Source organism: Bacillus sp. ISL-55 (genome assembly GCF_018613155.1).
Lineage (GTDB): Bacteria > Bacillota > Bacilli > Bacillales > Cytobacillaceae > Mesobacillus.
The window spans coordinates 59,964-75,043 of sequence record NZ_JAGGQU010000038.1 but is presented as its reverse complement, the minus strand read 5'-3'; the positions used below and the strand labels follow the sequence as shown (position 1 = coordinate 75,043).

Annotated in this window: 14 protein-coding genes and 1 riboswitch; of the genes, 11 read left to right on the top strand and 3 right to left on the bottom strand. The window is 41.9% G+C overall.

Annotated features, from left to right (window positions below; all coding sequences use genetic code 11):
- Positions 1–11 precede the first annotated feature (11 nt).
- Positions 12–1,385, bottom strand: a complete 1,374-nt coding sequence (locus J7E32_RS17880) for a cbb3-type cytochrome c oxidase subunit I (protein ID WP_214910129.1) — start codon at positions 1,383–1,385, stop codon at positions 12–14.
- A gap of 223 nt (positions 1,386–1,608) precedes the next feature.
- Entirely contained in the window at positions 1,609–1,731 is a 123-nt protein-coding gene (locus J7E32_RS22995; protein WP_269745711.1) for a hypothetical protein, read from the bottom strand.
- Positions 1,732–1,875: 144 nt separating this feature from the next.
- Between J7E32_RS22995 and J7E32_RS22990 the strand changes: the two genes are divergently transcribed.
- From J7E32_RS22990 to J7E32_RS17850, 7 genes are all read left to right on the top strand, one after another.
- Complete coding sequence (locus J7E32_RS22990) at positions 1,876–2,010, top strand: hypothetical protein (RefSeq protein WP_023626701.1); 135 nt, start codon at positions 1,876–1,878, stop codon at positions 2,008–2,010.
- 492 nt (positions 2,011–2,502) lie between these two features.
- The gene (locus J7E32_RS17875; RefSeq protein WP_214910122.1) at positions 2,503–2,982 is read left to right on the top strand and encodes a DsrE/DsrF/DrsH-like family protein; all 480 of its coding nucleotides are present in this window, start codon (positions 2,503–2,505) and stop codon (positions 2,980–2,982) included.
- Positions 2,983–3,009: 27 nt separating this feature from the next.
- Positions 3,010–3,588, top strand: coding sequence for a sulfurtransferase TusA family protein (locus J7E32_RS17870; RefSeq protein WP_214910120.1), 579 nt, complete (start codon positions 3,010–3,012; stop codon positions 3,586–3,588).
- 44 nt (positions 3,589–3,632) lie between these two features.
- A complete protein-coding gene (locus J7E32_RS17865) occupies positions 3,633–4,754 on the top strand; it encodes an MBL fold metallo-hydrolase (RefSeq protein WP_214910118.1) in 1,122 nt (373 codons plus the stop codon).
- 76 nt (positions 4,755–4,830) lie between these two features.
- Entirely contained in the window at positions 4,831–5,058 is a 228-nt protein-coding gene (locus J7E32_RS17860) for a sulfurtransferase TusA family protein (protein WP_023626705.1), read from the top strand.
- A gap of 297 nt (positions 5,059–5,355) precedes the next feature.
- Entirely contained in the window at positions 5,356–6,132 is a 777-nt protein-coding gene (locus tag J7E32_RS17855; RefSeq protein WP_214910116.1) for a sulfite exporter TauE/SafE family protein, read from the top strand.
- Between the two features lie 714 nt (positions 6,133–6,846).
- A complete protein-coding gene (locus tag J7E32_RS17850; protein ID WP_353654067.1) occupies positions 6,847–8,682 on the top strand; it encodes a M6 family metalloprotease domain-containing protein in 1,836 nt (611 codons plus the stop codon).
- Positions 8,683–8,715: 33 nt separating this feature from the next.
- On the opposite strand, the gene J7E32_RS17845 is transcribed toward J7E32_RS17850, so the two are convergent.
- Entirely contained in the window at positions 8,716–9,609 is an 894-nt protein-coding gene (locus tag J7E32_RS17845) for a diacylglycerol/lipid kinase family protein (RefSeq protein ID WP_214910115.1), read from the bottom strand.
- Between the two features lie 300 nt (positions 9,610–9,909).
- A riboswitch (cyclic di-AMP (ydaO/yuaA leader) is annotated at positions 9,910–10,051 on the top strand.
- A 177-nt stretch (positions 10,052–10,228) separates the two neighbouring features.
- Between J7E32_RS17845 and J7E32_RS17840 the strand changes: the two genes are divergently transcribed.
- The 4 genes from J7E32_RS17840 to J7E32_RS17825 all read left to right on the top strand — a co-directional run bounded on the left by J7E32_RS17840 (position 10,229) and on the right by J7E32_RS17825 (position 15,053).
- Positions 10,229–11,569 (top strand): TrkH family potassium uptake protein, encoded by a 1,341-nt coding sequence (locus J7E32_RS17840; protein ID WP_214910113.1) that lies wholly within the window; start codon positions 10,229–10,231, stop codon positions 11,567–11,569.
- Between the two features lie 13 nt (positions 11,570–11,582).
- The gene (locus J7E32_RS17835; protein WP_214910111.1) at positions 11,583–12,239 is read left to right on the top strand and encodes a potassium channel family protein; all 657 of its coding nucleotides are present in this window, start codon (positions 11,583–11,585) and stop codon (positions 12,237–12,239) included.
- A gap of 153 nt (positions 12,240–12,392) precedes the next feature.
- Positions 12,393–13,373: a BMP family lipoprotein gene (locus J7E32_RS17830; protein WP_214910110.1), complete on the top strand. Its 981-nt coding sequence runs from the start codon at positions 12,393–12,395 to the stop codon at positions 13,371–13,373.
- Positions 13,374–13,397: 24 nt separating this feature from the next.
- Complete coding sequence (locus tag J7E32_RS17825; protein WP_214910108.1) at positions 13,398–15,053, top strand: methyl-accepting chemotaxis protein; 1,656 nt, start codon at positions 13,398–13,400, stop codon at positions 15,051–15,053.
- Positions 15,054–15,080: the final 27 nt, after the last annotated feature.

Here is a 15,080-nt window from a genome sequence, read left to right as displayed (position 1 = left end):
TTCCCTCCTCATTAAGCAGAAGCAGCTTGCTGCTGTGCTTGCTGTTTTTTCTCAAGTTTTGCAAGTTTAATAGTTTTATACATATTCCATGCAAGGAAGAATTGAGCTACATACATCATTGTTCCACCGATTGCGCGGCCTTGTACGTAAGGTTCCATCATCAATACAGTCTGCAGGAATGGAACACCCTCGATCCATGCGAATCCCTGGACAACACCTGCGATCCACAATGAGAATGCAAATACTAGGAAACCGACTGTAGAGAACCAGAAGTGTGCTTCCATTGCTCTCTTGCTGAACATTTCGCGACCAACGATTTTAGGCAGGATGTAGTAGATTGCTGCGAACGATGTGAAAGAGAACGCACCGAATGGTCCCATATGTGCATGCCCGACAGTCCAGTGAGTGAACTTAATAACTGAACTTACTGAAGGAAGAGCCTGCAGTGGCCCCTGAAGACATGCGAAAAGGTAGAAAATTGTACCAGCCATTGTGAAGCGAAGCGGTACGCTCGTCCTTGTCTGTGACCAAGAACCTTTCATCGTACCCCAGAAGTTAGCCAATACGGCCCAAACCGGGATCAATAGAACGATGGAAGGAATGACGCCTGCTTTTGAAATCCAGCTAGGAATTGGTCCATTCATCAAATGGTGAGGACCATTCCAAACATAGAATGTAGCAATTGCCCAGAATCCAATCATGGAAAGCTGGTGGCTGTATAGAGGACGTCCTGTCAGTTTAGGAAGCAGGTAGTAAATCTGTCCAACACCGACTGTAGTCATCCAAAGGCCGATCGCGTTATGTCCAAGGAACCAGCCCATCAAACCTTGCTGCACTCCACTTGGAATCCATTGTGCCGGGAAGTTACCGACAATCCATGTCAATGGCAGCCACAGCAATGAGCCGAGGAAGTACCAAAGGCTGACATAAAGCATTTTCTCGGTTCTTTGCCCAACCGTCTTGAAAAGGTTATAAGCAACAAGCCCGATTGCGACAAGGAGCTGGACGTCAACCCATAATGGGAATTCGCCATACTCAATAACCTCGGTCTGGCCAAATAGTAATGCGAAGAATCCTTCCAAAATGACAATGTTATAAAATACTAGAGCGAAATTCCCAAGCTTTTCGCTATAAACCTTCGTTTTAGCAAGCTTTGGAATCATGTAGAACATTGATCCTACATAAGCCATTGATAACCACGCGTAGATGACGAGCATCACGTGTGCCGAGCGAACATGCCCATAAGTTGTCCAGCGATTGTTCAACAATTCTGGCCAAATTTGTTTTGTTGCAGTAAGAAGTCCCATGCTCATGCCGATGATAATCCAAAAGACAGCAGCGATGAACCAGTTCTTTGAAGAACTCCATTTTTCGTCTGTAAACATTTTGACACACCCTTGTTCATAAAATAAACACATAAATTTCACAATTTCTTCACAATCTGCTATGTTTCATGATACAACCCATAAAGAAATAAAGTTATTCAAGTTTTCTATAGTGTTATCCAATTGTTTTATACTAGCTGACTAAATGGAAAAAAACTTCGTTTATTTACATTTATGGCAAAAAAAAAACAGAGCGAAATGATTTCGCTCTGTCAGGAATTATTTAATTTTGTTCTTCTTTTTTATTATTCTTTTTGCGCAGTGTATCAAGGACGAAGATAATCAGGATAGGGACTCCGATATAATAAAGAAAATCGAAATAAAAACCCAGGGATTCATGTTCCATTTGTTTACCTCCCAAATAATTTTGACCACATTGTAATCCCAAAGCCTTTTTTTTACAACCCCTAAAATATACTCTGGACGGTTTAGGAGATTTCTGTTAGAGTAATTCGATAGTATAGGATTTATAACGACAGGAGGTGTAAAAATGGCACCAGGAGCTTGGATCTTACTATTGGTCATGATCGCATTCACTGCCTCAGCAGGGATCATTTGGGCTTGGAGCAAGAAAAATGGGCTTTACGATGAAAGTGTAAAATATAGGATGCTTGATGAAGACTGATCAAGCCTGGCTCACAATCTTTACAATCTGCTAATTATAAAGATATATGAATCCAGGCTTTTATTTCTTTTTATTATTCCACTATTACTTCTTCTAATAAATTCACTGCTTTATCTCTTATTTGGCCACTATCTCTTCTCACCTTATTTATCCTGGAAAACGTTTTTCTTCTATTAATAATATCACCTGTTGCAGTACTCCTCTTTTTTCTTTTTCAATATATTGCTTTTAACTTCGACGTCAAATTAGAATCAACATTTCCCTAATAGCACATATGATGATAATATCCGCGAAAATCACTTTTCTATGGTAAAAATACCTCGTCACTAAAAAAGTCATGAAAAATTCATAATTACGGTTGACAAAGACAATAATCTCTCGTAATATATACCCTGTAAGGTATTTAACAACGTAATCACGTTAGAAAAGATATAATATTTTTTTTGCACTCGTAAATACCCGTTACCGTAATTAAAGAGGGGGAAGAAGATAATGGGAGAACAGAAAAAAACCACGATCATTTTATTCAGTGGGGATTATGATAAAGTCATGGCTGCTTATATCATTGCAAATGGTGCTGCTGCCTATGATCATGAAGTGACAATTTTCCACACATTTTGGGGATTGAACGCACTTAGAAAAGATGAGCCGATCCAGGCTGACAAAGGCTTCATTGAAAAGATGTTTGCCAAGATGATGCCAAGAGGCGCGAACAAATTAGGATTATCAAAAATGAACTATGCAGGCTTCGGGCCTAAGATGATCAAGGATGTAATGAAGAAGCACAATGCAATGCCGCTTCCAGACTTGATTGACATGGCAAAAGAACAGGATGTTAAGCTTGTTGCCTGCCAGATGACAGTAGACTTATTTGGTCTTACTCATGAAGAAATCATGGATGGCGTTGAATTTGCCGGTGTAGCAGCTTACCTTGCTGATGCAGAGAACGGAAACGTCAACCTGTTTATCTAAAAGATACTATTAATTGGAGGTCGACAAATGGAAACTGTTAAGACAAATGCAACAGTCGACGCAAAAGGGCTTGCTTGCCCAATGCCGATTGTCAGAACTAAAAAAGCAATTAACAATTTAAATCCTGGCGAGGTTTTAGAGGTGCTCGCAACGGATAAAGGTTCTAGAGCAGATATCCAGGCTTGGTCTAAAAGCTCTGGCAACCAATACCTTGGAACGATTGAAGAAGGCGATGTTCTTAAACACTATATCCGCAAAGGCGGTTCAGGTGAAGAACAAGAAGAAACAAAATATCCGAACATTGTTTCAAACGACGATGTTTTCAAAAAGCTTGAAGCAAACGAGGATGTTGTTGTCCTTGATGTAAGGGAACCAGCTGAATATGCTTTCGGACATATTCCAAATGCGATTTCAATTCCTTTCGGAGATCTGGAAAATCGTGTGGCAGAACTTGATAAGGCCAAAACAATCCTGGTTGTTTGCCGTACAGGCAACAGAAGCGATATGGCTTCCCAGGCACTTGCAGGCAAAGGCTTCGAAAACGTTTGGAATGTGGTTCCAGGCATGTCTGAATGGAATGGCCCAACTGAAACGAAAGTACAGTAATTATTTTTTTAGAAAAAATTATACCCAGGGAGGTACAATAGATTATGAAAGCAATGCCGTCTAAAGAAGTGACTAAAAAAGTATTCAATAAAGAACCATTTTTCATCCTTGATGTCCGTAACGAGAGCGACTTCAACGACTGGAAAATCGAAGGCGAAAACTTCGAATACCTTAACATTCCTTACTTCGATCTTCTTGATGGAGTAGAAGAAATCCTTGATAAAGTACCAACTGATAAAGAAGTTCTTGTTGTATGTGCAAAAGAAGGTTCATCAGTAATGGTTGCTGAAATGCTTGAAGAAGCAGGCCGTGAAGTATCTTATCTTCAAGGCGGAATGAAAGCATGGAGCGAACACCTCGAGCCAGTCAAGGTTGGCGATCTTAAAGATGGCGGAGCAATGTACCAGTTCGTCCGCATCGGCAAAGGCTGCCTGTCTTACGCGGTTGTATCTAACGGTGAAGCTGCATTGATCGACGCAACAAGAATGACGGATGTATATCTTGATTTTGCTAAAGAGCTTGGCGTTGAAATCAAGCATGTATTCGATACTCACCTGCACGCAGACCATATTTCTGGCGGCAGAAAAATTGCTGAAGCAACTGGTGCATCGTACTGGCTGCCTCCAAAAGACGCTGATGAAGTTACATTCAACTACCAGCCTCTTGAAGATGGCAACCTTGTAAAAATCGGTGAAACAAACATCGACATCAACGCGCTTTACACACCAGGACACACAATCGGTTCCACTTCATTTGTAGTAGATGAAAAATATCTTCTTTCTGGGGATATACTATTCATTGACTCAATTGGACGTCCTGACCTTGCTGGTAAAGCAGAAGACTGGGTAGCAGATCTAAGAAACTCACTATACACTCGCTACAAGCAGCTTTCTGATGAGCTTGTCGTTCTGCCTGCACACTTCATGATCATTGATGAGCTGAACGAAGATGGCAGCGTATCTGAAAAATTAGGTACACTATTCGCGAAAAACCATGGATTGAACATCGAAGACGAAGCTGAGTTCCGCAGACTTGTAACAGAGAACCTGCCACCGCAGCCTAATGCATACCAGGAGATTCGTGAAACAAACATGGGTAAAATCAGCCCAGACGACGAAAAGCAAAGAGAAATGGAAATCGGACCAAACCGCTGTGCGGTAAGATAAATCTGATAAGGGGGGCTTTGCTCCCTGACCAGGTTCGGATCATACAACTTTTTAAACAACCAAGGAGGATTTTAACATGAACGTAGCAAAAGTATTAGACGCAAAAGGACTAGCATGTCCAATGCCAATCGTAAAAACAAAGAAGGCAATCACTGACCTTCAATCTGGAGAAGTACTAGAAATCCACACAACTGATAAAGGCGCTGTAAAAGATCTAGCAGCTTGGGCACAATCCACTGGGAACGAACTTCTGAAGCATGAAGAAGAAAACGGTGTGTTCAAGTTCTGGATGAAGAAGGCGTAATTGAACGAAAGGGGAGCTCGTCTCCTTTTTCTTTTGCGTTTTTTGAAATGGAATAGGCGTTACAGCATTTCTAAGAAAGTAGCTTTGTAAGGGCTCTTTTCTCAAACTTTGTTGCTAATGAATACAAAATAGGATCTCAAAATCTATTTTTTTCGTAAAGTTGACTCTTTTTATGAGAAAAGAGCATGCAAACTTAGTACCGACCAGCAAAATGGCTTTTTATTACGTTAAAATCGGCTTTAGGATTTTAACAACAATCTTTACGAAAACAGCTTTGTAAAAAAAGGAGGAAGCCCGATGGATTTTACGTTTCTTATTGTCATCTTTCTAATTGGTTTTATCGGTTCTTATATTTCCGGGATGGTTGGCATTGGCGGCTCAATCATTAAATACCCTATGTTATTATATATACCGCCATTGTTCGGCATTGCCGCATTCAGTGCCCATGAGGTTTCAGGGATCAGTGCGGTTCAGGTATTCTTCGCCACTATCGGCGGTGTCTGGGCTTATCGTAAGGGCGGATATCTTAACAAGACCTTGATCATTTATATGGGTTCCGCTATCCTGGTTGGTTCCTTGATCGGAAGCTATGGTTCCCGCATCATGTCTGAAGGCGGAATCAACCTGGTGTACGGTATCCTCGCCTTGATTGCAGCTGTTATGATGTTTGTTCCGAAAAAGGGAGTAGATGATATCCCGCTAGACCAGGTAACCTTCAATAAATGGCTGGCAGCATTTTTTGCCTTCATCGTAGGGATTGGAGCAGGTATCGTAGGTGCTGCTGGTGCATTCTTGCTGGTGCCGATCATGCTAGTCGTGCTGAAGATTCCTACTCGAATGACAATCGCAACTTCACTTGCCATTACTTTCATTTCATCAATTGGATCCACAGTAGGTAAGCTTGCCACCGGCCAGGTAGAATTCTTACCAGCATTGATCATGGTCGTAGCGAGTCTAATCGCATCTCCACTCGGTGCAAACGCAGGTAAGAAAGTAAACACGAAGATTCTTCAATACATCCTTGCAGTATTGATTTTGGGAACTGCGATTAAGATTTGGATGGATATTCTGTAATAGCAATTTGTTTGGACAAAAGCTTCGCTTCGGCGGGGCTTTTTTTGGTGGAAGAAACCTCGGTTATTGTGACAGGTTTCAGGTGGAGAGGGTAAAAGCTGTCAAGAAAACCTGGTTATTGTGACAGGTTTCAGGTGGAGAGGGTCAAAGCTGTCAAGAAAACCTGGTTATTGTGACAGGTTTCAAGCGAATGGGGTAAAAGCTGTCAAGAAAACGCGGTTATTGTGACAGGTTTCAGGTGGAGAGGGTAAAAGCTGTCAAGAAAACCTCGTAATCTTGACAGGTTTCAAGCGAATAGGGTAAAAGCTGTCATGAAAGCATTGTTATTAAGACAGGTTTTAAGAAAAAACATGAAAAGCTGTCAGAAGATGCTCGAACTTAAGACAGCTTTCAAGGAAAAGCATGAAAAGCTGTCAGAAGTTGATCCAGCTTGAGACAGCTTTTAAAGAAAAACAAGAAAAGTTGTCTTAACTTGATGCAACTTTAACTCAGGTTAAGAGTCGGACAACAAAGGTCGTCAGAACAACTTCCTATCAAGTTTGTTAATAAAATTTACTATATGGATTATTATGGCAATATAGTTAAATTTTATAACGATTATTAAAAGTTAAGCCTTTCGACTCACTATAAATACTATCAAACAATACTTTATCCCTATTTAGAATATACTGAATATTTTATATTATTTAGGAAATAGAAATATTCTAATAGGGAGTGGATAAAGTGTTAAAAGTCCTTTCAACTTCAGCGCTGTCTCTTGCTTTAGCAGGGAGCGCGGTATTTGCGGGAGTCAGCTCAACTGATTCTGCTGTCAAACCACAAAGTAAATATGAACTAAGCCTTGCTCACCATGTAGGTGCGGCTCCAGAGCTAGTTGATAGAGCAAAGGAATTAGGGATTGATCTTTCAAAGGTCGATCCAGCTGAAAAGCTAGCAAATACAGGTGCGAAATTCCAGCAGCCGGGAGATAACCATGTTGCTTACAATGAAGCAACAGGCGATGTTCCAGTGCTCGTATTGTTGGCTAAATACCCTGATGGTGATGAGCCGGTTGGTGACATGCCAGGACAAGTACCTGCCAAGTATTATGAGGATCTGATTTTCGGAAAAGAGTACAACCCTTATGAGCTGGAGCAATTCGATCAATTTGATGGTCCAGATGTACCGAAGAATCGTACCATGCAAAATGCATACAAGGAATCAAGTTATGGAAAAGTCAACCTCGTCCGTAAAGAAAATACCGACTTTGCTTGGGTAGAGATGCCTAAAGGTGCTTCATACTATCTTGACCAGGAAGGCACGCATGCTGAAGGTGGAGTATATAAGCTTGGAAACGTAAATGGAGATGCTCATACAGGCGAGTTCATTCGTGACCTGTTAAAAGCAGCGGATGCGGAAGTTGATTTTTCTGAATACGCTGTAGACGGTGAAGTTCCAAATATCTTCGTTATCCATGAAGGAACAGGCGCTGAATTCAGCCGTGACCCAGCTCAGTTCTGGTCACACAAGTGGAGCTTGCTAAGCGCGCTTTACTACGGAAAATACTATGAAACTGGCAAACCAGCTGATGCTCATGCAGGTATGTCCCAGGGTGAATGGATTAACAAAACAGTTGCAGAAGACATGACTTATGATGAAGTAGTTGTAAACAACTACAACATCCAGCCTGGTATCGGTGGTAACGTATCTGGTTTTGATACAGCAACTAACTCGTATAAAGAAGAGTTAAAAACAGGTCCTTTCCCTGCTCAAACAGGTGTTTACGCACACGAGTTTGGACATGCTCTAGGTCTTCCAGATTTCTATGACACTCTTTACTCATCAGAAGGTGTCGGTAACTACTCCATGATGGCTGGCGGTTCTTGGATGCGCTATCCTAATACAGCGGCATATTCAGGAAACTCTCCAACACACTTCGATCCGTTCTCTAAGGTTTTCTTGGGATGGGCAGAGCCAATTGAAGTAACACCAGAAAGTGGAGTACAAACTATCACGTTACCAGCTGCAAGCAAAGCAGATGCTGATAACGGCATCGTTAAAATGGAAGTTCCGGGATCTAACGGAACTGAATACTTCCTATTCGAAAACATGCAGCAAGATGGTTTTAATAAAGGAATGGTCCGTCAAGGTGAAGACGCTCATGGTTTAGTTGCATGGCATGTCGATGAAAATGTCATCAACCTTTACCAAACTGCTGGCTTCCGTCCGAACAACGTTGAAAACTGGATGAACAAGCGATTCCAGTTCAACCAGTCACAGACTGCAAGCAATGGCGAAGTAGTAACACATTATGGTCTATCTGTCCTTCAGGCAGACGGCAAGTATGACCTGGAAAGAAACCTTAACCGCGGTGATGCTGCTGACTTCTTCAAGACAGGAGACAAGCTGACTCCAGTAAGCGGAAATGTACACACAGGTTCTTACTACTTCTGGAAGGGCTACGGTGCTACGCCTGCTGACTCTGGGATTCATGTTACGGATATCCAGGAAAATGAAGATGGCTCAATCACAGCTAAATTCTTCTATAACTTTAATTCTAGTGTGAAGTAAATACGAAAAAACTGAGCAGGATTCAATTCCAGCTCAGTTTTTTTCTCTTTTCGGAACAAATACGTCTAGGTGGCTTGGCAGGACTTTTGCATCGAATGGTAATGGCTCGCCTTCTTCCCCGTCGATATTGACCACATGCTTTTTGTCAGAAGTTACTTTAAGGAAGGAGGTCCGAATATATTCCACTTCTTCACTTTCCTCCAATTCACCCTTCATAAGCGAGGGGATAAGTGATGCAATTTTCGGGATAGACATCTTTTTAATAATGAAAGCATGAAATTTACCGTCATTTACGCTTGCTTCCGGAGCAAGGGCCTCGAACCCGCCAACAGAATTCGTAAGAGCAGCAATCAGCAGGAAAGTTTGCCCTTCCCATTTACCGATATCGTGCTCAACACTTATATCAATTGCCTCTCCATTTAGGAACGATTTTGCTCCCTCCATAAAATAGGCCAGTGAACCAAGTCTTGTTTTTAGTTCAGGGCTCACGCTGTAAGAAGCTTCTGCAATCGCTCCTGCTGCTATAACATTGGCAAAATAATGCTTATTTATTTTACCTATATCAACTGGCTGGAGGTAGTGCTGATCCAGAATCGAAATAGCTTCATAGGGATCCAGGGGAATATTGAGTGCCCTGGCAAAATCATTGACCGTTCCGAGCGGGATGATACCGAGAGCAGGCCTATGAGCTTGTTCAGCCATTCCATTTATGGCCTCGTTAATTGTCCCGTCACCGCCCATGGCAATGACCGCATCATATAATGCAATGCAGGCTTCGGTAGCAAATGTTGCAGCATCGCCTTCTTTCTCGGTTCTTCGAATATCTATTTCATCGTATTTCTCCCGTAAGGTTTCCTCTATTTTTTCAGCGTAGTCAGTCGCTTTTTCTTTTCCTGACGATGGATTCAATATAATCATGGCTTTCATCCACGATACCTCCCAAAAAATCTATTCACAAAAATAACTATTTTATCAACCCTATTATTTACCTTTAAATGAATCACTATAAACCGCGTCATTTGGAGTAGGAATCGCCCGATTTTTAAAAAGTAAAAAACGAAGAAAAAAAGCGATTCAGTAAGAAAGACTGAGATTTGGTATTAATATTGAATGAAATTGAATAAAAAGAGTCATTTTTGACTTCCTTTTCATGTTTACAAGTAGAATGTGGGAGGAGTATGATTACAACAGTTTCAGATTTCCGAACAAAAATTAAATGAGTTTCATATTTCTAAATCGCTGAATCCGATAGGAGCGGGGGAACCAACTTCGTGGATGCAATCCACTTGGGGTGAGGCCTAATAATAGGCGGGGCTATTCTGAGCCCTAATCCGACAGCTAACTCCGTAAGCGTTGCAGAAGAGGAAGATGAAGCTTGTGTGACGAGAATTCAAAAGTCCACAAGGCTGTTATCTTTTAGCCTCTGGGGGCTTTTTTGTTTTGCTGTATTTTAGATATGTCGACTATTTAAAATTCAGTAACCATAGGTCCCTGCAAAGAAATATTAGACGCATAATTCCTCATACTAAGGAAAGAAGGAAGGATCATGCGCAGGAAAATATTTTTAAGTCTCGACCCACCGAAAGTTCTTGTCTATGGGTTTGGAGCAATTATTCTTTTAGGGACAGTGTTGCTGTCACTGCCAGTTTCTACAGTTGATGCTAAAGGACTTTCATTTTTGGATGCATTGTTTACGGCAACTTCGGCCACCTGTGTGACAGGTCTTGTGGTTGTAGACACAGGCGATACCTTTACACGGTTTGGGGAAATGGTCATTCTGTCGATGATTCAGGTTGGTGGGCTTGGTTTCATGAGTTTCGCCACATTGCTTGCATTTATTTTGGGCAAAAGAATTTCATTTAAGGAAAGACTGATTATCCAGGAATCATTGAATAACTCGACTGTAGAAGGGATTGTCAGGCTGGTCAAACGAATCTTCCTTTTTACAGCGGTTGTTGAAATCACTGGTGGAATCATTCTATCTCTGAGGTTTTCACAGGAAATGGCTGCAGGTAAAGCGATTTATTTTGGCTTCTTTCATGCTGTTTCTAACTTTAACAATGCGGGATTCGACCTGATGGGCAGTTTTAAAGGCCTTACGGAATATGCTGAAGACCCGATTGTTAATATCACCATGATGTCGCTGATTAGTTTAGGCGGAATTGGATTCATTGTCATGAATGAGCTATTTGACTATCGCAATACAAGGAGAATTTCCCTGCATTCAAAAATTGTTTTAACAATATCAGCTTTTTTGGTGTTTGGAGGAGCCCTCCTGATTTTCATCCTGGAATTTAACAATCCAAACACCTTGAAGCCGATGACTATGACTGGTAAAATATTCGGGGCACTTTACCAGGCTGTCACACCGAGGACAGCAGGATCCAATACGTTAAATATTCGGGACTTGCAGCAGTCAACTTTGTTTTTGATCATCTTCCTGATGTTCATTGGCGCTTCGCCAGGCTCTACAGGAGGAGGAATCAAGACAACCACCTTTGCAGTCCTGATTGGTACAGTCAAGTCACAAATTCGCGGCAGGGAGGATGTCACATTTTTTGGCAGAAGAATGGATCCCGGCATTATCTCCAAGTCGCTGACGGTTACATTGATTTCGCTTTTTTTAGTAGTATTGATTACAATGGTGTTGACCATCACCGAACAAGGAAAAGATTTTTTAATGATATTCTTTGAGGCAGTATCAGCTTTTTCAACTGTAGGACTTTCAATGGGCTTGACCCCTGAGCTGTCATCATACGGAAAAATATTGATTACCATTACAATGTTCGCGGGCAGGGTTGGTCCGCTGACACTGGCATTTGCAGTAGCGAAAAAGAGAAAAGAGGATCATTATCGATATCCAGCTGGAAAAGTGATGATTGGGTAGGAGGATGTTTTTTATGGCAAAACAATATGCAGTAATCGGCATGGGCCGTTTCGGATCAAGTGTAGCGACGACTTTATACAATGAAGGGGTCGAAGTGCTGGCGATTGATAAAAGTGAACAACATATCGAGGACTATAAGGAGTTTGTAACCCATGCGGTAATTGGTGACTCAACGGACGAGCAAACATTGAAGGCAGTAGGGATCAGGAACTTTGACACTGTCATTGTGGCGATTGGAGACGACATCCAGGCAAGTATACTCACCGTTCTGATACTGAAAGAAATGGGAGTTTCAAATGTCGTTGCCAAGGCCCTTAACAAGCACCATGCACAAGTGTTGTTCAAGGTTGGCGCTGACAAAGTCATTTTCCCGGAAAGGGATATGGGGGAGAGAGTTGCCCACCAGCTGATGGCATCACCAAATGTACTGAACTTTATCGAGCTTTCCGATGATTACAGTATCGAGGAAATCAAGCTTCCCATGAGCATGGCTGGCAAAAACTTGATTGAAATCAACCTGCGTGCCAAATACAATATCACAGTAATCGGTGTGAAAACTGCCAACAAGGTCGACATCTCTCCAGATCCAGAGAAGACGCTGAGAGCAGAGGATATCCTGATTGTCCTTGGCGAAAATGGGGATTTGAACAGGTTCACGAAAATAAAATAATGAAATCGAAGCAGGCTGTATTGCACAGTCTGCTTTTTCTATATCAGAAGTTAGAAAATTAACAAAAGATAGACTTTCTGCATATTCGTAAACAAAAATTCGCTATGGTCGATGAAATACATATAAATTTTTAAAAGGGAGCAGGACATCTAGATGAAACGAATTATGAATATGCTTGTAATCTTATTTTTACTGATAGGAACCCTTGCTGGGTGTGCAAACTCGGAGCTGAAGGCGAAAGAAAGGGTCAAAATCGGTATTATGTTGTCTGACGTCGGACTTGGGGACCAATCTTTCAGTGATGCGGCTTTTGCCGGTCTGGTAAAAGCGAGAGATGAGCTTGATATTCTTTTTGATTACAGAGAGCTTCAGACTGTAGGCAGCTATGAAAAAGGGTTCACTGAGCTTGTCGAAGAAGGTAATGACCTTGTCATTGGTTTGGGTTTCATGGTCCTTGAGGATCTTGAGAAGGTGGCAAAAAAGTATCCGGAACAGCAATTTATCCTGGTTGATTCAGTATCAAAATTGGATAATATTACTTCCATTACTTTTAAAGAAGAACAGGGAAGCTTCTTGGCGGGTGCGGTGGCAGGAATGGCTTCAAAGTCTAATATTGTTGGATTTGTTGGCGGAGCCGATGTGCCGCTGATTCACAAGTTTAAAGCTGGGTTTGAACAGGGAGTAAAAGCTGTGAATCCGGCAGCAGAGGTTAAAGTTGCATACGCGAATGATTTTGGCAATGCAGAACTTGGAGGAAAGATTGCTTCTGGAATGATTGATGATGGTGCCGATGTACTTTATACAGCAGCTGGTTTTACAGGTGTCGGTGTATTGAAGGAAGCACAATCCAAGAAAAAGTTTGCTATTGGTGTGGATAGTGATCAATACTTTTTTGCCGAAAAAGCGATCATTACCTCGATGCTGAAAAACGTCGATGTTGCGCTGTATGAAACAGTCAAAGAGTTCCAGGGTGAAAATAAGCTAAAAGCAAAGCAGATTGAGCTTGGCATAAACGAAAGTGGTGTAGGACTTGCGCCAATAAGGGTGATCAAGCTGACTTCGGAACAGGAAAAAAGCCTAGAAGACCTGGAAGCCAAACTATCAAATAACGAACTTTCAATACAGCTAGATTAACAAGTTGCAACTGGGGGAGCCAACATGACTATAAAAAAGAAGTTACTGCTTAACTTATTACTCGCGATTGGATTATCGATTGTGATGATCTCATTTATTATTTACAGAATGCTAATGGTCCAGGCATCGAACCAAGATTACGTACAGGTATTGCTGACAGTGCAGAACCTTCAGTCTGAGACAACTGCGACGAAGCAATCGCTTAGCAATTTTTCATTCAACCCAACCGAAGGAAACCGGCAGGATGCTCTGACGAAAATGGAGAAAACCTCTCAAATTTTCGCACAGGCAAAAGGCTTGATCCAGCAGGAAGACAGCAAAAAAGTTTTGGATAAGGCTCTTGAAAAGTTCACTGCCCTTGAAAGTGAAGCTAACAAAGCGCTTGAACAGAAAAATAGTGCAGAGGTGAAGCGTCAGTCATTGCGCAGTGAAGGTGTCCTGAATGACCTTCACCTGCTGAATATACAGGTCAATGAATATTACGATTTTCTGCAGAAGGACTTGAAAAATCAGATTCAATTCATAATATTTGCGGCGATCATAGGCAGCATCCTGCTCGTTGTCGTTGCCGGGGGAATCGGGGTCAGGCTGACTAGCTCGATCACCAAGCCATTGAAGCAGATTGCTATTAATGCACAAGAAATCTCCAAAGGGAACTTGATGATTGAAAAAGTTCCTTATAAACACAAAGACGAGCTGGGAACCTTGAATGAGTCGTTTGATGTGATGGCTGCACAATTGACATCCTTGCTGCAAAAGGTGAATATGGCGAGCAGGGAAGTGGAGGATTTCGCAGCGGAAATTGAGCAGGAAAATATCGCGCTTACGGAAATCTCGAATCAAGTAGCAGTATCAACAGATGAGCTTTCTGCAGGAGCACAAACCGTTTCAGAGGATTTACAGCAATCAGTTGAGTTAATCGATGATATGGATAAAGAAATTATGCTTAACCTGGACCACACCCAGGAATCGTCTTCTTACAGCAAGGAAGCAGTGGAAGCAATTGGCGAAGGAAGAAAGGCAATCGAAGGTCAAAAGGCCTTAATTTCGGAAAACAAATTGGCTTCACAGTCCATCCAGACAGCAACTGACCATTTCGTTGGCTATGCAGCGAAAATTGAAGATATGGCAGCATCCGTTTCAGCTATAGCAGCCCAAACGAATTTGCTCGCTTTAAACGCTGCCATCGAAGCAGCAAGGGCAGGTGAAGCCGGAAAAGGTTTCGCGGTTGTCGCCGCAGAGGTCAGAAAGCTTGCCGAAGAATCAAACACTGCTACTACGCAAATCTTTGATATGGTCAATTTGCTGAAAAGCGGTCTCGATGAAATAGGAGAAGCAGTGAACAAAGGCGGTATCATAGCCGAAGAACAGATGAAGTCGATGAATGTAACAATGAGTGCATTTGGGAATATCGAAGCAAAGGTAACCGGCATTTCGGAAAAAGTAACTCAACTTGTCAAAGGGATGGAAGCTTCAAAAGAACTGGGAGCCAAGGTCCTCCATAATGTCGAATCCATCAGTGCAGTCGTCGAGGAAACAGCAGCAGGCAGTGAGGAAATTTCGGCCTCCACCACAGAACAATTATCGGCATTCGGTAACCTATCGAAAAAGGTTACTGATTTGAGAAAGCTGACGAGTGAGTTAAATGATTCAGTTTCGATTTTTAAGTTTAATAGATAATTTTATGAGTATCATAGCCTTAGGGTT

What these genes read in the sequence shown, in the direction of transcription:
- J7E32_RS17840 (WP_214910113.1), top strand. Translation starts at nt 10,229, where the DNA reads ATGCGCAGGAAAATATTTTTAAGTCTCGACCCACCGAAAGTTCTTGTC.
- J7E32_RS17835 (WP_214910111.1), top strand. Translation starts at nt 11,583, where the DNA reads ATGGCAAAACAATATGCAGTAATCGGCATGGGCCGTTTCGGATCAAGT.
- J7E32_RS17855 (WP_214910116.1), top strand. Translation starts at nt 5,356, where the DNA reads ATGGATTTTACGTTTCTTATTGTCATCTTTCTAATTGGTTTTATCGGT.
- J7E32_RS17865 (WP_214910118.1), top strand. Translation starts at nt 3,633, where the DNA reads ATGAAAGCAATGCCGTCTAAAGAAGTGACTAAAAAAGTATTCAATAAA.
- J7E32_RS17880 (WP_214910129.1), bottom strand. Translation starts at nt 1,385, where the DNA reads ATGTTTACAGACGAAAAATGGAGTTCTTCAAAGAACTGGTTCATCGCT.
- J7E32_RS17875 (WP_214910122.1), top strand. Translation starts at nt 2,503, where the DNA reads ATGGGAGAACAGAAAAAAACCACGATCATTTTATTCAGTGGGGATTAT.
- J7E32_RS22990 (WP_023626701.1), top strand. Translation starts at nt 1,876, where the DNA reads ATGGCACCAGGAGCTTGGATCTTACTATTGGTCATGATCGCATTCACT.
- J7E32_RS22995 (WP_269745711.1), bottom strand. Translation starts at nt 1,731, where the DNA reads ATGGAACATGAATCCCTGGGTTTTTATTTCGATTTTCTTTATTATATC.
- J7E32_RS17860 (WP_023626705.1), top strand. Translation starts at nt 4,831, where the DNA reads ATGAACGTAGCAAAAGTATTAGACGCAAAAGGACTAGCATGTCCAATG.
- J7E32_RS17825 (WP_214910108.1), top strand. Translation starts at nt 13,398, where the DNA reads ATGACTATAAAAAAGAAGTTACTGCTTAACTTATTACTCGCGATTGGA.
- J7E32_RS17830 (WP_214910110.1), top strand. Translation starts at nt 12,393, where the DNA reads ATGAAACGAATTATGAATATGCTTGTAATCTTATTTTTACTGATAGGA.
- J7E32_RS17870 (WP_214910120.1), top strand. Translation starts at nt 3,010, where the DNA reads ATGGAAACTGTTAAGACAAATGCAACAGTCGACGCAAAAGGGCTTGCT.
- J7E32_RS17845 (WP_214910115.1), bottom strand. Translation starts at nt 9,609, where the DNA reads ATGAAAGCCATGATTATATTGAATCCATCGTCAGGAAAAGAAAAAGCG.